Raw genomic sequence first — 19966 nt, forward strand, 5'->3', positions numbered from 1 at the left:
CGTTAACCACTAACCACTAATCTTCTACCTCGTGTTGCTTATTGTTGACGATGACCTTGCTGTCCGGACTTCCCTCAGGCTGCTGCTGAAGCAGGCGGGCTACGAGGCGCAGGCCGTGGCCACTGCCGCCGAAACGCTGGCCGTGGTGCGCGCAACACCGCCCCGGCTGGTGCTGATGGATATGAATTTCTCCCTCGCCACCACTGGCGCCGACGGCCTGGCCCTGCTGCGCGAAGTGAAAGTGCTGGCCCCGCAAGTGCCCGTGATTCTCATCACCGGCTGGGGCTCCATCGGGTTGGCCGTGGAGGGCATGAAGGCGGGTGCGGCCGAGTTCGTGACCAAGCCCTGGGACAACGAAACCCTGCTGCAAACCATCCGCACGGTGCTGGCCCTGAACGCCGGCCCGACTACTAGCGAAACCGACCTCCCGGAAACCGACAGCCCGGCTGCCACCCGCCGCCAGCTCGACAAGCAGTACCGCCTGGGCGGCATCATCGGCCACGACCCGCAACTACTGCACGTGCTGCGCCACGTGGGCCAGGTGGCGTCCACCGACGCGTCAGTGCTAATTGAGGGGGAAAGTGGGACCGGCAAAGAACTTATTGCCGAAGCCATTCATCAGAACAGCCACCGCCGCCAGCAGCCGTTTGTGAAAGTGAACCTGGGCGGCATTTCGACCTCGTTATTTGAAAGCGAGATGTTTGGGCATCGGCGTGGGGCTTTTACCGATGCCAAGACCGACCGCGCGGGCCGCTTCGAGCTGGCCAACGGCGGCACCATTTTTCTTGATGAAATTGGGGAGTTGGAGTTGGCTTCGCAGGTGAAATTGCTGCGCGTGCTGCAAGACCGCACCTACGAAGTGCTGGGCGATAGCAAGCCCCGTCGCCTCGACATCCGCGTTATTGCCGCCACCAACCGCAACCTGGCTGAGATGGTGGCGCAGGGCCTATTCCGCGAAGACCTATTCTACCGCATCAACCTGATTACGGTGCGCCTACCGGCCCTGCGCGAGCGGCCCGCCGACGTGCCGCTGCTCACCCAGCACTTCGTGGACCAACTGCGCGCCACCTACCACCGTCCGGCCCTGCGCGTGAGCACCCGCGCCCTGCACTGGCTCCGTGAGCAGCTACTGCCCGGCAACATCCGCGAGCTTAAAAACCTGGTGGAGCGCGCCGTACTCGTCAGCGGCAAAGAAGAGCTGGGGCCCGAAGATTTTCAGGCCAACGCCCAGCACCTGCCCGCCCGCGCGCCCGCGCCCGGCGAACTGCCCGCACCCGGCACCATGACCCTGGACGAGCTGGAAGCCCACATGATTCGGCAGTCACTGAGCCACTACGACGGCAACATCAGCCGCGTAGCCAAAGCCCTGGGCCTGAGCCGGGGCGCACTATACCGCAGGCTGGAAAAGCACGCCATTCCCTTCGAGTAGGAACGCGCCTCGGCGCGTTCAATCGTTGAACGTGCCATATTGGGTTCCGCAACTGAACACCGCGCGTCGGGTTCAACGATTGAACGTGCCGAGGCGCGTTCCTATCAGTATGACGCTTCGTATCCAATTTCTGCTTTTCGTATTCATCATCCACGCCGTGCTTATCGCGCTGGCGGCGCAGCTGCGTACCACCAATCCAGCGCTATTTATCGCGGCTGAGGTGCTGCTTCTGGTGAGTATTGTCCTCACCATACGGCTCTACCGGGGCTTCGTGCGGCCTTTTGAATTGATTGCGGCGGGCACGGCGGCCATCGAGGCCAAGGATTTTTCGATGAAGTTCGTGCCCGTGGGCCAGCGCGAGATGGACCAGCTCATTCACGTGTACAATCAAATGATTGACGCCCTGCGGCAGGAGCGGGTGAGCCAGCATGAAAAGAGCTTCCTGCTCGAACGCCTCATTCAAGCCTCACCGGCGGGCATTCTGATTCTGGATTTTGATGGGCGCATTGAGGGCGTAAACGCCGCAGCCGAGCAGTTCCTTAATCAGCCGGGCGCGGCGTTGCTGGGCCAGTTGCCGGCAGAACTGCCGGGCGCCTGGGGCCCCGCGCTGGCTGGCCTCGCCGACAACCAGCCCCAGGCCCTGCGCCTGTCCGGCCTGCAAACGTTCCGGGCCCACGCCGCGCACTTCCTCGACCGCGGTTTCACGCGCCGCTTCATCATGCTGGAGGAGCTGACGCAGGAACTGATTCAGCAGGAAAAAGAGGCTTACGGCAAGCTGGTTCGCATGATTTCCCACGAAATCAACAACTCCATCGGGGCCATCAACTCCATTCTGCACAGCTTCCACCACTACGCCCCCCAGCTCCGCGCCACCGACCAACCCGATTTCACACAGGCCCTGGACGTGAGTATTGCGCGCAACACGCAGCTAGCCAACTTCATTGCCAACTTCGCGCACTTGGTACGGCTGCCCCCGCCCACGCCCCAGCCCACCGACTTACACGCCCTGCTGCGCGGTATCAGCCGGCTGCTTCAGCCTCAGAGCGAAGAGCGCCGCATCAAGTGGCATTTGGCGCTGCCCGCTCATCCGCTCGTCCTCAATTTCGATGCCCAGCAGCTGGAGCAAGCCCTGCTCAATATCACTAAAAATGCGCTGGAAGCCATCGGGCGCGACGGCAACGTGTGGGTACGTACCACCACCCAGCCGCCCGCCGTGTTCATCGAAAACGACGGTCCCCGCCTCACGCCGGAGATGAGCCAACGACTCTTTACTCCCTTTTTCAGCACCAAGCGCGACGGCCAGGGCATCGGCCTGACACTGGTTCGGGACATTCTCATGGCCCACGGATTCGCTTTTCAACTGAACTCAGAGAAAAACGGCCGCACTGTTTTTACCATCCGCTTCGGGTGAGTAATGGAGCGCAAACAACAGTATGAGCAGTGGCTGAGCATGACGACGCTACGTCCCAATCACAAACACCGTGGGAATCTTATGCAGTTCAGGCGCTGGCAGGCGCCGCCAGTCGCTCACGGGTAGGGTTTTGATGAACTCGCCCGTGCCGGTTACATCTGCTGCCACGCACAAGCGGGTGCCAGGCTGCAGGTGCGCCACCAAATCGGCGAACAAAGATCCGTTGCGGTAGGGTGTTTCAATAAATAGCTGCGACTGCTGTCGCTGCTGTCCTTCCCGCTCCAGCGTTTTGATGGCCGCGATGCGCGGCGCCTTTTCGATGGGCAAGTAGCCGTGAAACGCAAACTGCTGCCCGTTCAGGCCCGACGCCATGAGGGCCAGCAGCAGCGACGATGGCCCCACCAGCGGCACCACGCGCAAACCCAGGCGGTGGGCCTCGCGCACCAGCGCCGCGCCGGGGTCGGCAATGCCGGGGCAGCCGGCTTCGCTGAGGATGCCGCCGTCGATGCCCTCTTTCACCAGCGGCACCAAGGCGGCGCGCACCTCAGCATCGGTGCTGTCCTTGTCGATGACGGTGAACCGGATGTCCTCAATCACACGGGCCGGGGCCACGCTTTTTACGAAACGGCGGGCCGTGCGTGCGTTTTCTACCAGGAAGTAGGGCAGAGCCGCCACGGCTGCCAGCACCTGCGGCGGCAGTACTTGTGGGGCCGTGTCTTCGGCCAGGGGAGTAGGGAGGAGGTATAGCGTAGCAGGCATAAGCAGTGGATTGAGCGCGCAAAGGAACAGCCCAGCTGCTTGGAACCCAGCCCCAAGTTGCGCCTACTCGCTTCTACTGCTGCACAAAGGCTTTTACCAGTTGGAAAACCTCCTCGGGTTTTTCGGCGTGCAGCCAGTGGCCGGCATCCACCACGGTTTCCACCTGCGAGTTGGGGAAGAGGGCCGGGATGCTGTGGAGCTTGTCTTCGGCGGTTATGTAGTTCGACTTGCCACCCCGCACAAACAGCGCGGGCTTCAGAAATGGCTGCACGGCTGTGGTTTCCTCGCCCACGGCCGCCATGGAAGAAGCCAGGGTTTCCAGGTTGATGCGCCAGACAAAGGAATTGTCGTCGCGGCGGTAGAGGTTTTTGAGCAAAAACTGCCGCACGCCCACATGCGGAATGTGCACGGCCATGGCCTCGTCGGCTTGCTGGCGGCCTTCGAGCGTGGCCAGGGGCACGGCCTGCAGGCCCGCCAGAATGTCGTCCTGGTGCTGCATGTCGGAGAAGCGTGGGGAGATGTCCATCACCAGCAGGTTGGCCAGGCGGTCGGGGTAGTCGAGGGCGAAGCGCATGGCCACCTTGCCGCCCATGCTGTGGCCCAGCAGCGAGGTATCGGGCCCCAGCTGCAGGTGGTCGAACAGCGCCAGCACGTCCTGGGCCATAAGGTCGTAGGAGTGCTCCGGGCTTTGAAAGGAGCGCCCGTGATTGCGCAAATCCACGCTGATAACGCGCAGGTCGGCTTCGGTAGCCCAGCGCCGGGCCAGTGTCTGCCAGTTGTCGAGTGTGCCGAACAGGCCGTGAAGAATAACCAAGGGCTGGCCCTGGCCTTGGTCGAGGTAATGAAGAAGGGAGGACATGGGACAAAATTAGGGCAACTCGTGCCGGTGAGCGGCGAAAGCACTTTTCTGGGTGCAAACAGTAAACCAAGGTGCCGTGTGAGGCCCGTGTCCTGTCCCAGGTCATTGGTTAAGCTACTTGGTATTCACAGCAGGCAATCCATGCTGTCATATCGCGTGCAACGCCCCGTTGCTGGCTGCGGGGCTGATGGTTAGCATTGGCGAGTGCCTGGGTTTAGTGCATAAATCGCCACCAATAGCATCATTCAAAGTGTAAAATTCGGGCATATGAGTGGCTATTCGGGCTGCCGGGGGCCCGGCGCCGTACCTTTGCCAGACTGTTTAGCGCGCTATAATATCCCACCCAACACCACCCTGTGTATCTTCATCATGTGGCAGCCTACCTCCCGGAGGCAGTCGTAACCAATGCTCACTTCACCCGCCTGAATGGCCTTGCCAGCGAGTGGATAGTTGAGCGAACCGGCATTGAGGAGCGCCGCAAAGCCGCTCCGGGCGAAAACGCCAACACCATGGCCATTGAGGCCACCCGGGCCGTATTGGCCGCCGCGCCTTCCTTCGCCCAGGATTCTATCGACTTGGTCGTGGTGGGTACCTACACGCCGCACGATACTATTTTTACGGCCGCTCACGCCGTGCAGCGCTACCTCGGCATCAATGAAATTCCGACGGTCAGCATCTCCTCGGCGTGTTCCTCTTTGCTTAATGCCGTGGAAATCGTGGAAGGCTATTTTGCCATGGGCAAAGCCACCCGCGCCATTGTGGTGGTAACGGAGCACAACACTGCTTACAACAACGAGGAGGACACCATGGCTGGCCACCTGTGGGGCGACGGCGCCGCGGCGCTGCTTCTTTCCAAGGAGCGCATCAGCCCCGACGACCTGCACATTACCGAAGTTATCACGGGCGGGGCCGCGCCCGTAGGCAAAGCCGACGAAGCAGTGACCCTCAAGCCGGTTGAAAAGGGCATCGTGATGCCTTTCGGCCGCGACGTATTTCAGCAGGCCTGCACGTACATGGCCAAGGTGACGCAAACCCTGCTCGATAAGCACCACATTGCTACGGCCGACCTCACGTACCTCATTCCGCACCAGGCCAACCTGCGCATCTCCAAAAACGTGGTGAAGCAGCTGGGCCTCGACCCCAGCCGGGCCGTCAACAACATCGACCGCCTGGGCAACACCGGCTGCGCCGGCGCCGCCATCGGCCTCTCAGAAGTTTGGGACACGCTGAAAGGGGGCGATAAGGTGATTATCACCGTGTTCGGTGGTGGGTATTCCTACGGTGCCATGCTGCTCAAAAAGGGTTAATTTTTGATTATGGAGGGTTGAATGCCTTCGATTTTCAACGCAACGGTCAACCCTCAAAACTCAACATTCCTGCTGTGTTGCCGCCCGCTAGTGCTTTTCTGCCCGAAATAACGTTTCAAACCAGCCGCTCGAGCGGCCCCGGTGGTCAAAACGTGAACAAGGTGGAGTCGCGGGTGGAGCTGCGCTGGCATCTGCAGGATTCGCAGGTTTTAACGGAGGCGCAAAAAGGGTTGATTCTGGAAAAGGTAGCCAATCAGCTTACTGCCGAGGGCCTGCTGCTCATCACGGCCCAGGACGACCGCAGCCAGCTGCGCAACAAGGAAATTGCCCTGGCCCGCTTCCACGAGCTGCTGCTCAAGAGCCTGCGCCGCCCCAAGCCCCGTAAGGCCACCAAGCCCAGCAAAGGCGCCGTGCGCAAGCGCCTGGAAAGCAAGAAGAAAGACGGGGAGAAAAAAGCCAACCGCCGCCGGGTAGAGTAGCACTTGCTGCAACGCCGGTACCAGTCAAACTGGTCACGCCAGATGCATTACAGCCGCCTGCAAACCATTCGGATAGGTATTGCTTTGCGCTGGCAAAGGAGGTTACAGCAACGTGCCGCTTAGAAACAACAGCGCGAAAGCGAAGTAAATAACGACCCCGGTTACGTCGACCAGCGTGGCCACGAAGGGGGCCGAGGAAGTGGCCGGGTCGGCGCCGAGGCGCTTGAGCAGCAACGGTAGCATGGAGCCGCACAGCGAACCCCACAGCACGATGCCCACCAGCGACGCCCCCACCGTGAGGCCCACGCCCCAGTAGTACTCGCCGTATTCGCCCGGAAACAGCTTCGACCACAGCAGAATGCGCGACAAGCCCACCACGCCCAAAATGGCCCCCAGCATGAAGCCCGTGGCCAGCTCCCGGCGCATCACGCGCCACCACTCGCCCAGGCTCAGCTCACCCAGGCTCATGGCCCGAATGATGAGCGACGTGGCCTGCGAGCCGGCGTTGCCGCCCGCGCTGATAATGAGCGGAATAAAGAGCGTGAGTACCGCCGCTTTGGCAATTTCGTGCTCGAAGGACTTGAGCGCCGTGGCCGTAAACATCTCCCCAATCAGCAGGATAACCAGCCAGCCAGCGCGTTTCTTGAGCATGCTCAGCAGGGGCGTGGCCAGGTAGGGCTCGTCGAGGGCTTCGGAGCCGCCCAGCTTTTGCATGTCCTCGGTGTCTTCCTGCTCGCGAATGCTCAGGATGTCGTCAATGGTGACAATGCCGAGCAGAATGCCCTGGTCCGAGACCACGGGCAGGGCGTTGCGGTCGTTGCGCCGGAATACGTCGATGGCTTCTTCCTGGTCCTGCACGGCGGTGAGCTGCACAAAGCGGCGGTCCATGAGGTCGCGCACCCGAATGGTGGGCGCCGAGAGCAGGAACTCCCGAATGCGAATGTCATCAATGAGCACGCCGTGCGCGTCGGTTACGTAGAGCATGCTCAGCGTTTCGGACTGCCCGCCGTGCTGGCGCACGTAGTCCAGCACCTGCTGCACCGTCCACGTCTCGCGAATGGCAATGTAGTCGGGCGTCATGAGGCGACCCACCGATTCTTCGGGATACCCCAATAGCTGCAGGGTCACGCGGCGCTCTTCTTCCGAGAGGCTCTGCACCAGCTCGGCCACAAAGTTGGCGGGCAGGAATTCGAGCAGGGTGGTCCGGTCATCCGGCGACATCTCGTTGAGGATGTCGGCCATCTTGTCCTGGGCCAGGTTGTCGAGAAAGTGCCGCTGAATCTCCAGGTCCAGGTATTCAAACACCTCGGTAGCCAGCTTCAGGGGCAGCAGCCGGAAGATGATGAGCTGCTCTCGTTCTTCTTCCTCTTCAATGAGCGTGACCAGCTCCGAGGGTTGAAACTCGCGGAGAACCTGCTTTAGCTTGAAAAATTCGCCCTCCTGAATCAGGGACGTGATGGTTTCCACGGTCTGCGGCTGCATGTAAAGAGGAGGGAGGGTGCTTCGCTAGGCTAGCGGGATTGAGGGGAGGGAGAAGTAGCCCGACAAAAGTAGGGCTAAAGCATAGCTTTGGATCGAAAATAACCGTTAAGTGATAAAGGCGATGGCTGTGTTGTAACCAAAACCGCCATCTTGCTGACTTAAATTCATTTTGATGCCTTCTACTTCTTCTTCGGGTACACCGCGTGGCACCCTGGTCATGCTAGGCGGTGGCGACGACGACCCCATGCTGGCCCTGCTGGCCGGACTCCTTCCCGGCCAGTCGGCCATTATTGAGGTGCTCACCACCGCTACCCGACGCCAGCCGGCGCGCACCGCTGCCGCCTACGCCCACTCCTGGCACCAACTGGACTGCCCGCACGTGCGGCACCTGCGCGTAGACGAAACCCACCCCGCCGACGACCCCGCCACGCTGGCGCGCCTGCGCAAGGCCACGCTCGTCTTCATGAGCGGCGGCGACCAGGAGCGCCTCACGGAGTTCCTGCTTAACACCGAGTTTCTGACTATTCTCAAGGACAAGTACCTGCACGAAGACGGCTTTGTGCTGGCTGGCACCAGCGCCGGAGCGTCGGCCATGGCCGAGTACATGCTGGTGTACGGCCACGGCTGGCGTAGTCTGTTGGGCGGCCGCGTTGAGGTGATGCCCGGGCTGGGCCTGCTGCCCGGCGTGGTTCTCGACCAGCACTTTGCCGAGCGGGGCCGCTACCCCCGCTTAATGCACGCGGTGCTGGCCCAGCCCGGTCTGTTGGGCATCGGCCTAAGCGAAGAAACCGGCCTTATTGTGCATCCCAACCAACCCGCGGTGGTGTTTGGCGAAGAAGTGGTGGTGGTGGTAGACGCCGGCGATACCACCCACAATAATCTGCCAACCATCGCCGAAGGCCAGCCCATCAGCGGGCACGGGCTGCGGCTGCACCTGCTGGTAGCAGGCCAGCGCCTGAATGTAGCGACCCGGAGCGTGGAGTATTGACCCAAGCCAGTGGCTGCGTGGCCGCTGCCGGCCCTCCCTTTATTCACCAACTTGCTCCCTTACCAGCAGGGGCACCAAACCGGTATACCTTTACGTTAGTGCCGCAAAATCATCCCGTGCGATTCATGCCTACTTCCCGTTTGTGGCTGCGGCCGCTGCGTTTCCTGTCTTTTGCGCTGCTGCTGGCCACCTTGCTGCCGTGGGCGTGCACCCGCAAAGCGGTTTCCTTCAATAGCAATCCGGAGCAGGCCGTAACGGTGCTGGCTTCGGACACGCTCACCCGCACCGCCGACACGCTCAAAGGGAGCCCGTCGCTCAGCACGGCCCGCAAGGTGGTGATTAGCAAAGAGCAGGAGCGTGCCGCCAAAGAGGCCGAAAAGGCAGCCCAGCGCAAGCCCAGCAAGAAAAAGAAGGTGTTTCTGGGTGAAAAAATCAAAAAGGGCTTTGCTAAATCCGGTGCCAAGGGCCGCAATCAGATTATCGAAGTTTTCTACTTTCTGAAGTATCCGCTGCCGCTCAATGCCTATGCGCCGGCCCACTACTACTACGATACCAAAAAGCACAAAATTCTGAAGCTCGCGGCCATTGAAGATGACATTGCGAGCCTGAAAATTCTGCACGGCCCCTACAAAAAGCTGCAAAACAACAAGGTGATAGAGACGGGCTACTATGCCCTGGGCACCCGCCACCTGCGTTGGGAGCGGTTTGACCGAAACGGGGTGCTGCTCACCAAAATTCACTACGAAATGGGCTTCCCGCGCGACGCCAACGTGAGCTACTACGGCGAAGACCGCAGCCTCATCAACGAAGTGGTGCCCTATGTGAACGGCAAGCTGGAAGGCGACTACGCCAAGTTCCTCATCAATGGCCAGGCCGACTGGCGCGGGCAGTTTGAAAACGGCAAGCGCGTGGGCACCTGGACCAAGTACTGGGGCTTCCGCAACCGCCGCCACTACGAGTACCAGTACGCCGAGTCCGGCTACGACCCGGAAGTGACTGAGCCTGAACTCGTGCGGGAGTACAACCGCAACGCCACCATCATTTTCGATAAGGATAAAAACATCGACAAGCGCGGACAGCCTGAGGCCGTGGACCGGCCCGGCCTGCGCCGTCCCGTGCCCCGCGCCGCGCCCAAGGTGTTGCCGAAACGCGCCAAGTAAGTGGCAGTGCTACTGGGGTACATCGCCCCAACAGCTGCTGCTCAGCCATTTAATAGAACGCATCTTCGAAGTGCTCGAGGCGGAATCCCTGGCTGAGCAGGGTGAGGGCCAGGATGTCGAAGCGGATGTCGCCGCGCCAGTCCATTTCTTCCTGCAGGTGAGTGGCCGCTAGTCGGAACAGCTCCTTTTTTCGGGCCGAGACGAACGTTTCGGGTGCCCCGTACTGCCCCGAGGAGCGGGTCTTTACCTCCACAAATACCAGCAGCGCCGCGCCGCGCCGCACCACCAGGTCCACCTCGGCGCGGCCGTGCCGGTAGCTGCGCGCCACTACTTCGTAGCCCAGCGCCAGGAAATGGTCGGCCGCGGCGGCCTCGCCGGCACGGCCTAACTCGTGGGGGGCATGGGCCATTGGTCGAGAGGGCAAGGAATGAGCCGACTGCTATAAAGAAAGCGCCGGAGAGCAGCCGCAAGCTAGCCGCTGGCCGGCAAACCCCCGGCTATGTTGAGCTCGTAGGTTGCGAAGCGGAAAGCGGGAAGCCCGCAGAAGAAGGAACCGGGAAAGCCTACGGTGCTTAGTACCTTTGCGTCCCGTTACCATTTTCCACGCTCATGGCCTCCTCCGTAGACCAGTTACCCCACCAACTGCTCGACACCCTCCCCGCCGCTGAAGGCACGCCGGTTCCCGGCCCGGCCCTGCGGGTGCACCGCCTCGGGCTGGTGGAGTACGTGCCCACCTGGGACTACCAGCAAGAGCTGATGGATGCCACACTGGCCGTGAAAACCCACAACCGCCTGGCCGAAACCACCGGGGCCGCCCCGGCCCCTACGCCCAACCACCTGCTGCTCTGCCAGCACCCGCACACCTACACCCTAGGCAAAAGCGGCAAGCCCGAGCACCTGCTCCTCAACGATGCCGCTCTGGAGGTGCACGGAGCCAGCTTCCACCGCATCAACCGCGGCGGCGACATTACTTACCACGGCCCCGGCCAGTTGGTGGGGTATCCCATTCTCGACCTCGACAACTTCCGGCCCGACATCCACTGGTATTTACGTACCCTGGAGGAGGCGGTCATTCGCACCCTGGCCGAATACGGCCTGCGCGCCGGCCGCATTGCCGGGCTCACCGGCGTGTGGCTGGATTGGGAAGAGGGCGCCCCTAACCCTCGCAAGATTTGCGCGCTGGGTGTGAAGTGCAGCCGCTGGGTCACGCTGCACGGCTTCGCCCTGAATGTCAATCCCGACCTCCGCTACTTTGGCCACATCGTGCCCTGCGGCATCACCGACAAAGCCGTGACTTCTCTGGCACAAGAGTTGGAGAACGGTGCGTCCGTATCGGTTGCCGACGTTCAGGAACGGCTGGTGCCTCACTTACTCGAATTGCTCGGAGCCACCGAGGTCCGTGCGTAGCCGCCTGCAAGCGCCTGCCACCTTCTCCCAACCCGTAGAAATTGCCTAAAGTCCGCTTCCTTGAAACAAAACATTTCCTTTGACCCCGTAGAAGGCGTTTCGGTAGCCATCATTCCCGACGAGACGGCCCTAACGTCCGAAGGCCAAACTATTTGGCAGGTTTACCTGCTCAATCACAACGCCTTTCCGCTGCAAAACGTCATTGTGAATGCCAATGGCTACGGCCTAAAGGACGACGGGGAGAAGGTGCGCACATCCACGCTGCGCTACGTTTTCGAAGAAGTACCGCCCCACACCGCGGTGCCCGTCGAACCCATCGACTCGGCGCTTTTTCATCTAAATAATCAGTACTGGGTCAGCTACTACAATGGCCCCCAGATTTTTGACAAGAAATTTATTTTCGTGCCCGACTCCATCGTAGCCGATAACTTTACCCACATTGCTTTGCTCGACCGGGCAGGGGTTTTACATAGCTAAGGTTTTAATTAATGCTCCGCTTCGGTTTGTTAAAAACTTGACTTTCCCGGGTGGCCTATTGGATACTTTATGACCCATTTTGATATTCCCTTGGTACTCTCCTGGATGTGGGCGCTGCTGGTGTCCCTCTTCGCGGTGCCGTCCATCATCTACATTGCGCACCTCAAAAACATGCTCGACACGCCCAACGGGCGCACGGTGCACCAGTCGCTCACGCCGCGCCTGGGCGGCGTGGCCGTGTTTGCGGGGTTCATGTCGGCCCTCACCATTTTCGGCCCTCTCCAGAACGGCGCCAAAGAGCTGCTGGCTGGCTGTATCATCCTCTTTTTTGTGGGGTTGAAGGACGACCTGGTAGGCATGTCCGTTTCCAAGAAATTTGTGGGCCAACTCCTGGCCACGGGTATTGTGATGATAATGGCCGACGTCCGCATCACCAGCTTTCAGGGCATCCTGGGCATCTGGACCCTGCCAGTAGGCGTCAGCTTCGCTTTCACCCTGGGCGTCATCGTGGGCATTACCAACGCCATCAATCTCATCGACGGCCTCGACGGCCTTGCCGGCACCATTGTGCTCATTGTCTGCAGCACGTTTGGGTACTACTTCTTTAAGTACGGCGGCCCGGCTTTCAGCAACTACGCTTACGTAGCGGTGTGCCTCATTGGCGGATTGATGGGCTTTTTGCGCTATAATTTCCACCGGGCCCCCATTTTTATGGGCGATACGGGCTCCCTCGTGTGCGGCTTCATTGTGTCGGTGCTGGCCATCCAGTTCATCGAAATGGGTGCGCGGGTAGGAGAGCCGTTCGGCTCCTCGTCGCCCTCAGTGGCTGTCGGCATCCTATTTGTGCCACTGTTTGATACCCTGCGGGTTTTCTCCCTACGCATGCTGGCCGGGCGCTCCCCCTTCTCGCCCGATAAAAACCACATCCACCACCGCATTCTGGCTATGGGCTTTCAGCAAATCAGCACGGTGCTGCTGCTGGGCTTGCTCAATATTCTGGTTATCCTGTTCGTCATTCGGTTTGCTGCCTTGGGCAATACCGTGCTCATCGTGGCCCTGGCAGCTTTCTCAGCTCTGTTAAGCATCTTCTTTGGGGTGTACCAAAGCCGCATCTCACGCCGGCAGCTGCAGGCCGCCGAAAGCAGCAATTAACACGCTTCGTTTCATGGCACTGCCGGGCTCCTTGCGCACCTCCTGGCTGCTGGTTTGCAGTCTGTTGCTGGCTATGGCAGCCTTGGTAACGCCTGCGCAAGCCAGCGAGTACAAGCAGTTGCCGCCATCATCGCCTTCTGCCCTGTCGGAAGACTGGCTCATCCACGATGCCACGCGCAACCTGCTGGTGCTGTACCTGCCGGGGTACCACCAGCCAGCCCATGCCTACTACCAGTGGGTACGGGTCGAGCGCGACCAGTCTTTCCCGCTCTCCTTCGCGGCCCAGCCCGGCCTGAGCCTGTTTCTTGATAATCAACTCGTTTTTTCGGCCCGCACGGCCACCACGTATTCCCTCGACCTGTCGCAGCTCCTACCCGCTCAGCTTGCCCCCGGCACGCACCTATTGGCCGTGTGGCAGCCCGACGGCGAGCCGGCCCTGGCGTCCTTCTCCGGGGTGAGCGAGAGCAGCGCTGTTGCGGGTGTTCCCCGGGCTCAGGCGGGGCAAGCCCAGCCCCGGGTTCCCGGGCCGCGGGGCCAGAACGTGTACCTGGGGTTTTTGCTGGTGCTGGGCCTTTCCTATGGCGCGGTGCGCACCACCTACCAGCCCGGATTGTCCCGGGTTTTTCAGCTCGATGAGTTGTTTGGCACCGGCAGCGACCAACAGGCCTTTTTGGTTAAACCTGCTTTCTCGCTGCTGAATCTGTTGTTGGTGGTGCTCTTTGCCCTGTCGTTCGGCTTGTTGCTCACCGCTATACACACCGATTTGCAGAACCTGCCGCTATTGCGTCGTTTTTTCAACGTGCCCGAAACGGCAATCGTCGCCCGCGTTTTTCTATATACGGGGCTTATCACGGCATTTGTTTTCGCCAAGTACTTGTATGTTAATATTCTAGCTTATATTTTTGGTTTGCAGGGGTTGGTCAATGTGCAGTATCGGGAGTTTCTGCGCACCACGTTGCTCAGTGGCTTGTTTCTGCCCGTGGCGCTGCTCCTGTACCTCAGCCTCAACGCCAGCTACCCCCGCGCCGTAGCCTGGGCGGCCAGTGCGGTTATTGGCATCGTGCTTGTCGGTACGGTTCTGCGAGTTACCCGCACGCTGCACACCCACGCCTCTCTCCTGAATCTACATTTGTTTGCTTACCTTTGCGCCACTGAAGTGTTGCCTTTACTGGTTTTACTTAAACTTATCGTCTTTACATACTGATTGACTGCTGTCGATTACTGTAGCAACAACTCATACGCCTCCTCTTATTGTCCTAACATTACCCTTTATTTTCCTTTCCTGTATGGCCGAGAGTGCAGACAAGCCGGGTACAGGCCGGCATGCCAAGCGAATCAGCAGCATCCTGGTTACCCAGCCCAAACCTACCAGCGACGTATCCCCCTACTTCGCCATTGCTGAAAAATACGGCATCAAAGTCGATTTTAGAGAGTTTATTGACGTACAGCCCGTATCCTACAAGGATTTTCGGCGCGAAAAAGTAAACATCTCGGAATTCACGGCGGTGATTTTCACCAGTCGGAACGCCGTCGACCACTTCTTTCGCATTTGCCAGGAAGCCAAGTTGGAAATGCCCGCCGAGATGAAGTATTTCTGCATCTCGGAGCAGACCGCTAATTACCTGCAGAAGTACATTGTGCTACGCAAGCGCAAGCTCTTTGTGGGCCAGCGCACCGCCGCCGATTTGTTTGAGGTCATCAAGAAGCACAAGGGCGAGAACTTCCTCTACCCGTGCTCCGACATCCGCAAGGACGACCTGCCGGTGTTCATGCGTGCCAACAATCTGAAGTTTTCGGAGGCCGTAATCTACCACACAGTAGCCAGTGACCTGTCCGACCTTTCGGATGTGAAATACGACTGCCTGGCGTTTTTCAGCCCCTCGGGCATCAGCTCGCTGTTAATCAACTTCCCTAATTTCGTGCAGGACGGTACCCGCATTGCTGCTTTTGGGCCCACCACCGCCAAGGCAGTAATCGATGCGGGTTTAATCTTGGATATTGAAGCCCCGCACCCCAATGCGCCTTCCATGACCGGGGCCATTGAAGCGTATATCCGCCAGCACACGCAGGCAGAAGTTGGCAAGACCAGCCAGAAAAACGGCAATTCAAACGGTTAGCCCGGTATGGCATCGGGAACCGACTAAATTCCTGTTTGGACAGGGATTTAAGGTAGGTGTGCAGAAGCATGTTTTTGGCTTACATTTGGAAGCTAGTATCCTTCTTGCGCCCGCTACCTTTCTTTCCCACACTGCCGCCTGACCGCCCTTATGAAAGTAACGCTATTCGCGACTTTGCTGCTTCTGGCAGTAGCTGGTACTGCGCTCGCTCAGCAGCAGCCCCAGTTTACCCACTACGGGCTCAATGGCATGTACTTGAACCCGGCGTACGCCGGTATTAAAGGGCAGGGGGAAGTTGGCCTTATTCTGCGCTATCAGTACCTTAACTACAGCGGTGTGGACGCCGGCGGCTCCCCCCGCACGGGCCTTGTTACGCTTTCGCTGCCGGTGCTGGCCCTGGGCGGGGGCGTGGGCGTGGCGGTGTACTACGACCAGGCCGGCCAGGCCAAGATGACCAATGCCGCGCTTTCCTACTCGCAGCACATCAAGCTGGGCTCGGGCAAGCTGGGCGTTGGCATCCAGGGCATCTACACCTATCTGGGCAAGGGCACCTATCGTGCTATCGACCCCGACGACATTAACGTGCCCCGCGACGCTTCCGACAACAAGTTTGATTTGGGCGCCGGCCTGTGGTACGAATCGCCGAAGCTCTACGCCGGCCTCAGCCTGAACAACCTGGTCCGTTCCGAATACTCGTTCAAAAGCGCGGGCACCAGCGGCAACAAAAGCAACTACCTGGCCGAGAACCATGCCTACTTCACGGCGGGATACAATATAGACGCCACCTCAAACGTTGTGGTCACACCTATGGTGCTGGCAAAGGCCGTATTACCAGGTGATTTTTCCAGCGCCAGTAAATTTAACAACGCAAAGAACTACTCTTTCGAAGGCGGCGTTCGTGCCACTATCGACGATAAATATTGGATAGGTGCCAACTATCGGCACGAAGAATCTATCTCGGGCCTGCTTGGCCTGAGCTTTTCGAAGGACAACGCCATGCGCGTTGGCTACGCATTCGACTTCATTGCCTTCAACCAAGATGCCCGGGCGCTTAGCTCACATGAAATTATGCTCTCTTACCGGTTGCCCAAACCAGGACTCCTTATCCGGCCGGCTATCCGCACGCCACGCTACAGCTTCTAATTTTCCTATTTCTCGGCACTATATTTACGAGGCGATTATTTGCCTAGGGTAGGACAAATTTTAGGCTGCCCCAAAAAAAATAAAACAGATTAACAGAGTTATTTGCGCTATTCAGCGTGTTTGCCCCGAATTTGGCCGTGTGCAGAAAATGATAGGTATTGCACATCACCCTAAATACATGTAGATTTGCCAACCTATCCAAATGCACTTTAGCGGTATTGGTAATTAAAACAGAATTTCTAACTCTCATGAACAAGCTTCTAGCACTATCCCTTTTCGCTATCTCCGGAGCATTATTGGGTGGATGTGGATTTGGCAAAGGACCTCAGGGTGACCTGGTTGGTTCGGATGACCGGCCCATCTTTAACCCCCAGGAAGTGCCTTTTGGCATGGTTCCCTGCCCAGGTGGCACGTTCCACATGGGCCAGACGGACCAGGACATCTCCGCTTCTATGGTTAACATGAACAAGCAGGTGACTATCGCCGGCTTCTACATGGACGAGACGGAAATTACCAACAACGAGTACCGCCAGTTCATGGACGCCATCAAGATGGATTCCTTGGACGTGCTGGGCGAAGAGTATGTGATGACGGAGCTGTACCCCGATACCACGGTGTGGGTGCGGGACTTCACCTACCACATGGGCGACCCCCTGCTGGAGTATTACTACACCCACCCGGCCTTCGACGAATACCCGGTGGTAGGCGTGGACTGGTTTGCGGCTAAATATTTCTGCAACTGGCGCACCAAATTCCGGAACGCGGCACGTGAAGAAAGCGGCTACGCCAACGACCCCAACTTCCGTCTTCCCTCGGAAGCCGAGTGGGAATACGCCGCCCGCGGTGGCCGCGACCTGGCTACCTACCCATGGGGCGGCCCGTACTTGCGCAACAGCAAGGGCTGCATGCTGGCCAATTTCAAGCCCGGCCGCGGCGACTACGCTTCCGATGGTTTTTCTTACACTGCGGAAGTAGGCTCATACTTCCCGAACGACTTCGGCCTGTACGACATGGCGGGCAACGTATCGGAGTGGTGTGATGATGCTTACATGGAGGCTTCGGTGCCGGTGGTATGGGACTTGAATCCCACCAACCCCGACGACAACGAGCCCCGCAAAGTAGTGCGCGGCGGTTCGTGGAAAGACATTGCGTACTTCCTCGAAACCGGTACCCGCAACTTTGAATACCAGGACTCGGCCCGCTCCTACATCGGCTTCCGCTGCTCGATGATTCAGATTGGCATGGGTTCGAATCGTTCCCTCAACTAAGCTTTATTATAACAGCTAAGTACCTGTTTCATCACCCCCTACAACACCTACATTAACACCTTTCAATCAGTTAAAATCTCATGGCAGCTAAAGGAAGTTTTCTCTACGATACGTTGATGCCCAAAATCTATGGCATCGGTGCAGCAGTTGTTATTATCGGCGCATTGTTTAAAATCGAGCACTGGAAAGGTGCCGACGAAATGCTTATCGTAGGCCTGGGCACAGAAGCTATTATCTTCTTCCTGAGCGCATTCCAGCCCCAGTCCAAAGAGCATGACTGGTCGCTTGTTTACCCCGAGCTGAACGAAGGCTACGACCCTTCGACTGGCAACAGTGCCATTGAGAGCAGCAATGCTAAGGGCTTGACCATGAAGCTCGACGACATGCTGAAGAATGCCAACGTAACGCCGGAGGCACTCACCAACCTGGGCCAGGGCCTGAACCGCCTCAGCACCACCACCTCGCAGCTGGCGCAGCTGGGCGAGGCTACCAACGTAACCGATGAGTACACCAAGAAAGTACGCACGGCGGCCGATTCGCTGGACAAAATCAACGTGGCTTACGGCAACACGGTAGAAGCTATTTCGGCCATGTCGAACGCTACTTCGGACGCCAAAGAGTACCACATGCAGGTGCAGAACGTGACCAAGAACCTGGGCGCCCTGAACGCAGTGTACGAAATGGAACTGCAGGACGCCAACACGCACCTCAAGTCCATGAACCAGTTCTACGGCACGCTGAGCAACGCCATGGAGAACATGACCCAGGCTGGCAAAGACACCGAGCAGTTCCAGAAGCAGGTGGCTGACCTGACCGGCAACCTCACGTCGCTCAACCGTGTGTACGGCAACATGCTGAACGCCATGCGGGCTCCGGCCCAAGCCTAATTGCTGGACAGCAATTCAGTTCTTCATCCAATTTTTAGAGGAAACAGATAATGGCAGGCGGAAAAGAAACCCCGCGGCAGAAGATGATTGGCATGATGTACCTCGTGCTAACGGCCCTTCTGGCGCTTCAGGTGAACTCAGCAATTTTGCTGAAGTTCAAGTTCATCGACGACAGCTTGCTGAGCGTCAATGACAAGACCTCGGTAGCAGCCGACGGTACCGTGAAAGGTATCCAGGCGGCCGTGGTGAAAAACCAAAACCAGGCCCGCGACAAAGCAGTATTGGCCCAAAGCGAAGAAATTCGTCAGAAAACCAAGGAGCTGGTGTCGTACCTGCGCGGTGTGCGCGAAGAGCTGTTGAAAGCGACTGAGAACACCGCCACTGATGTGAAAAACATGAGCGGCGAGGACAAAGTGGCCATCACCATGCTCGGCGGCAAGAAGAACGGTATTGCTTATACCACGATGAAGCCCAAGCTGAACGAGTACGCTGCTTACATGAAGCAGTTTGTGCCCGATGCTTCTCCTTTGGCACTCGACGGCAAAGAAGATAGCCGCGTAACGAAAGACCAGCGCACCAAGAACTTCGCGGAGCTCAACTTCGAAAACACGCCGGTGGTAGCCGCTTTGGCCACCATCTCGCAGAAGGAGACCGAAATCCTGAAAATGGAAGCTGAGGCGCTCCAGAAGCAGGCGGAGAAAGTAGGTGCCAAGACCATCGTATTCGACAAAATCGGGGCCTTTGCCAGCGCCGAGTCGAACACGGTAGCCGCCGGCACCAAGTACAAAGCCGAGTTGTTCCTGACGGCTTCGGCCACCAGCATCAGCCCCCGCATGACTTTGAACGGCAGCCCGCTGTCGGTTGGTCCTGATGGCAAAGGCAAGGTGGAATTCACGGCTCGTCCCGGCAACTTTGATGCTTCGGGTAGCGCTAAAAACTCCTGGACTGGCACCATTCGCTTCAACCAGAACGGCCGCGACACCACCTTCACGGTGAAAGTGCCTTACACGGTGACCAAGCCGGTAATGCAAATCCAGTCGGCTTCGGTGCAGGCGCTGTACTTCAAGTGCGGCAACAAGCTGAACGTATCGGTGCCCGCACTGGGCGCTCAGTACAAGCCCAGCTTCTCCGCCTCGGGGGCTTCGGTGCTCTCCGGTGCTAAGACCGGTGATGTGACGCTGGTGCCTAACTCCAAAGAAGTGACCCTGAACGTGAGCAGCGGCGGCAACGCCATTGGCTCGCAAACCTTCCAGGTTCGCCCCATCCCTAAGCCTACCATTGAGTGCTTCGTGGGTGGCCGTCAGGTGAACGAAAAGCAAGGGACTCCTGGCTCTGCCATGCGCTCGATGACGCTTCGTGCCATTCCGGATGTAGGCTTTGCTACCTTCCTGCCCGACGACGCTAAGTTCCGCGTGTCGAGCTATGAGGTAACCTTGGTGCGTGGCCGTCGGCCCGCCCTGCAGACCCGCACCATCAACGGCCCTACGGCTGACTTGAGCGATGTGGTGAATGCCTACCGCGAAGGTGACCGCCTCTACATTGAAGTGAAGGGCGTGCAGCGCCAGAACTTCCAGGGTACTGTGGAGCCGGTGAATGTATCCAAGCAATTTAACGTTCCCCTGTTGTAATATCTTCGGCCCA

General features: G+C 58.8%; 19 protein-coding genes. 15 read left to right on the forward strand and 4 right to left on the reverse strand.

Annotated elements, in window-relative coordinates:
- Positions 1–31 precede the first annotated feature (31 nt).
- On the forward strand, positions 32–1429 hold the full coding sequence (locus tag BEN48_RS07920) for a sigma-54-dependent transcriptional regulator (RefSeq protein ID WP_070734058.1): 1398 nt from the start codon (positions 32–34) through the stop codon (positions 1427–1429).
- 109 nt (positions 1430–1538) lie between these two features.
- Positions 1539–2840, forward strand: a complete 1302-nt coding sequence (locus tag BEN48_RS07925; RefSeq protein ID WP_070734059.1) for a sensor histidine kinase — start codon at positions 1539–1541, stop codon at positions 2838–2840.
- A gap of 48 nt (positions 2841–2888) precedes the next feature.
- Here BEN48_RS07925 and BEN48_RS07930 read toward each other — a convergent pair whose 3' ends face one another.
- Together BEN48_RS07930 and BEN48_RS07935 are read right to left on the reverse strand one after the other, a co-directional pair.
- On the reverse strand, positions 2889–3599 hold the full coding sequence (locus BEN48_RS07930) for an SAM-dependent methyltransferase (RefSeq protein WP_070734060.1): 711 nt from the start codon (positions 3597–3599) through the stop codon (positions 2889–2891).
- A gap of 73 nt (positions 3600–3672) precedes the next feature.
- A complete protein-coding gene (locus BEN48_RS07935; protein WP_070734061.1) occupies positions 3673–4458 on the reverse strand; it encodes an alpha/beta fold hydrolase in 786 nt (261 codons plus the stop codon).
- Positions 4459–4814: 356 nt separating this feature from the next.
- Between BEN48_RS07935 and BEN48_RS07940 the strand changes: the two genes are divergently transcribed.
- A complete protein-coding gene (locus BEN48_RS07940) occupies positions 4815–5765 on the forward strand; it encodes a 3-oxoacyl-ACP synthase III family protein (protein WP_070734062.1) in 951 nt (316 codons plus the stop codon).
- A gap of 74 nt (positions 5766–5839) precedes the next feature.
- Positions 5840–6244, forward strand: a complete 405-nt coding sequence (arfB, locus tag BEN48_RS07945) for an alternative ribosome rescue aminoacyl-tRNA hydrolase ArfB (RefSeq protein ID WP_070734223.1) — start codon at positions 5840–5842, stop codon at positions 6242–6244.
- A 102-nt stretch (positions 6245–6346) separates the two neighbouring features.
- Here arfB and mgtE read toward each other — a convergent pair whose 3' ends face one another.
- Complete coding sequence (gene mgtE / locus BEN48_RS07950; protein ID WP_070734063.1) at positions 6347–7726, reverse strand: magnesium transporter; 1380 nt, start codon at positions 7724–7726, stop codon at positions 6347–6349.
- A 172-nt stretch (positions 7727–7898) separates the two neighbouring features.
- On the opposite strand from mgtE, the gene BEN48_RS07955 reads away from it, so the two are divergent.
- Complete coding sequence (locus tag BEN48_RS07955; RefSeq protein WP_070734064.1) at positions 7899–8714, forward strand: cyanophycinase; 816 nt, start codon at positions 7899–7901, stop codon at positions 8712–8714.
- Between the two features lie 125 nt (positions 8715–8839).
- Positions 8840–9874: a toxin-antitoxin system YwqK family antitoxin gene (locus BEN48_RS07960; protein ID WP_125932533.1), complete on the forward strand. Its 1035-nt coding sequence runs from the start codon at positions 8840–8842 to the stop codon at positions 9872–9874.
- A 49-nt stretch (positions 9875–9923) separates the two neighbouring features.
- Here BEN48_RS07960 and BEN48_RS07965 read toward each other — a convergent pair whose 3' ends face one another.
- A complete protein-coding gene (locus BEN48_RS07965; protein WP_070734066.1) occupies positions 9924–10283 on the reverse strand; it encodes a YraN family protein in 360 nt (119 codons plus the stop codon).
- A 200-nt stretch (positions 10284–10483) separates the two neighbouring features.
- On the opposite strand from BEN48_RS07965, the gene lipB reads away from it, so the two are divergent.
- The 9 genes from lipB to porM all read left to right on the forward strand — a co-directional run bounded on the left by lipB (position 10484) and on the right by porM (position 19953).
- Complete coding sequence (gene lipB / locus BEN48_RS07970; RefSeq protein ID WP_083320883.1) at positions 10484–11281, forward strand: lipoyl(octanoyl) transferase LipB; 798 nt, start codon at positions 10484–10486, stop codon at positions 11279–11281.
- 60 nt (positions 11282–11341) lie between these two features.
- Positions 11342–11758: a hypothetical protein gene (locus BEN48_RS07975; protein WP_070734067.1), complete on the forward strand. Its 417-nt coding sequence runs from the start codon at positions 11342–11344 to the stop codon at positions 11756–11758.
- A gap of 69 nt (positions 11759–11827) precedes the next feature.
- Complete coding sequence (locus tag BEN48_RS07980) at positions 11828–12910, forward strand: MraY family glycosyltransferase (protein ID WP_070734068.1); 1083 nt, start codon at positions 11828–11830, stop codon at positions 12908–12910.
- 73 nt (positions 12911–12983) lie between these two features.
- A complete protein-coding gene (locus tag BEN48_RS07985) occupies positions 12984–14114 on the forward strand; it encodes a DUF4271 domain-containing protein (RefSeq protein ID WP_158010126.1) in 1131 nt (376 codons plus the stop codon).
- Between the two features lie 82 nt (positions 14115–14196).
- Positions 14197–15027 carry a uroporphyrinogen-III synthase gene (locus tag BEN48_RS07990; RefSeq protein ID WP_070734070.1) on the forward strand — a complete coding sequence of 277 codons (831 nt, stop codon included), beginning with the start codon at positions 14197–14199 and terminating at the stop codon, positions 15025–15027.
- Between the two features lie 150 nt (positions 15028–15177).
- On the forward strand, positions 15178–16170 hold the full coding sequence (locus BEN48_RS07995; RefSeq protein WP_070734071.1) for a PorP/SprF family type IX secretion system membrane protein: 993 nt from the start codon (positions 15178–15180) through the stop codon (positions 16168–16170).
- A 248-nt stretch (positions 16171–16418) separates the two neighbouring features.
- Entirely contained in the window at positions 16419–17438 is a 1020-nt protein-coding gene (porK, locus tag BEN48_RS08000; RefSeq protein ID WP_070734072.1) for a T9SS ring complex lipoprotein PorK/GldK, read from the forward strand.
- Positions 17439–17554: 116 nt separating this feature from the next.
- The gene (porL, locus tag BEN48_RS08005; RefSeq protein WP_193408665.1) at positions 17555–18325 is read left to right on the forward strand and encodes a type IX secretion system motor protein PorL/GldL; all 771 of its coding nucleotides are present in this window, start codon (positions 17555–17557) and stop codon (positions 18323–18325) included.
- A gap of 50 nt (positions 18326–18375) precedes the next feature.
- Complete coding sequence (gene porM, locus BEN48_RS08010) at positions 18376–19953, forward strand: type IX secretion system motor protein PorM/GldM (protein WP_070734074.1); 1578 nt, start codon at positions 18376–18378, stop codon at positions 19951–19953.
- The last annotated feature ends 13 nt before the right edge of the window (positions 19954–19966 follow it).

Origin of the sequence: Hymenobacter glacialis, assembly GCF_001816165.1 — a bacterium.
GTDB classification, from domain to species: Bacteria; Bacteroidota; Bacteroidia; order Cytophagales; family Hymenobacteraceae; genus Hymenobacter; species Hymenobacter glacialis.

Excerpts from the sequence above, each read along its gene's own strand:
- BEN48_RS07925 (WP_070734059.1), top strand. The coding sequence starts at position 1,539 with ATGACGCTTCGTATCCAATTTCTGCTTTTCGTATTCATCATCCACGCC.
- BEN48_RS07930 (WP_070734060.1), bottom strand. The coding sequence starts at position 3,599 with ATGCCTGCTACGCTATACCTCCTCCCTACTCCCCTGGCCGAAGACACG.
- BEN48_RS07935 (WP_070734061.1), bottom strand. The coding sequence starts at position 4,458 with ATGTCCTCCCTTCTTCATTACCTCGACCAAGGCCAGGGCCAGCCCTTG.
- mgtE (WP_070734063.1), bottom strand. The coding sequence starts at position 7,726 with ATGCAGCCGCAGACCGTGGAAACCATCACGTCCCTGATTCAGGAGGGC.
- BEN48_RS07955 (WP_070734064.1), top strand. The coding sequence starts at position 7,899 with ATGCCTTCTACTTCTTCTTCGGGTACACCGCGTGGCACCCTGGTCATG.
- BEN48_RS07960 (WP_125932533.1), top strand. The coding sequence starts at position 8,840 with ATGCCTACTTCCCGTTTGTGGCTGCGGCCGCTGCGTTTCCTGTCTTTT.
- BEN48_RS07965 (WP_070734066.1), bottom strand. The coding sequence starts at position 10,283 with ATGGCCCATGCCCCCCACGAGTTAGGCCGTGCCGGCGAGGCCGCCGCG.
- lipB (WP_083320883.1), top strand. The coding sequence starts at position 10,484 with ATGGCCTCCTCCGTAGACCAGTTACCCCACCAACTGCTCGACACCCTC.
- BEN48_RS07980 (WP_070734068.1), top strand. The coding sequence starts at position 11,828 with ATGACCCATTTTGATATTCCCTTGGTACTCTCCTGGATGTGGGCGCTG.
- BEN48_RS07985 (WP_158010126.1), top strand. The coding sequence starts at position 12,984 with ATGGCAGCCTTGGTAACGCCTGCGCAAGCCAGCGAGTACAAGCAGTTG.
- BEN48_RS07990 (WP_070734070.1), top strand. The coding sequence starts at position 14,197 with ATGGCCGAGAGTGCAGACAAGCCGGGTACAGGCCGGCATGCCAAGCGA.
- BEN48_RS07995 (WP_070734071.1), top strand. The coding sequence starts at position 15,178 with ATGAAAGTAACGCTATTCGCGACTTTGCTGCTTCTGGCAGTAGCTGGT.
- porK (WP_070734072.1), top strand. The coding sequence starts at position 16,419 with ATGAACAAGCTTCTAGCACTATCCCTTTTCGCTATCTCCGGAGCATTA.
- porL (WP_193408665.1), top strand. The coding sequence starts at position 17,555 with ATGCCCAAAATCTATGGCATCGGTGCAGCAGTTGTTATTATCGGCGCA.
- porM (WP_070734074.1), top strand. The coding sequence starts at position 18,376 with ATGGCAGGCGGAAAAGAAACCCCGCGGCAGAAGATGATTGGCATGATG.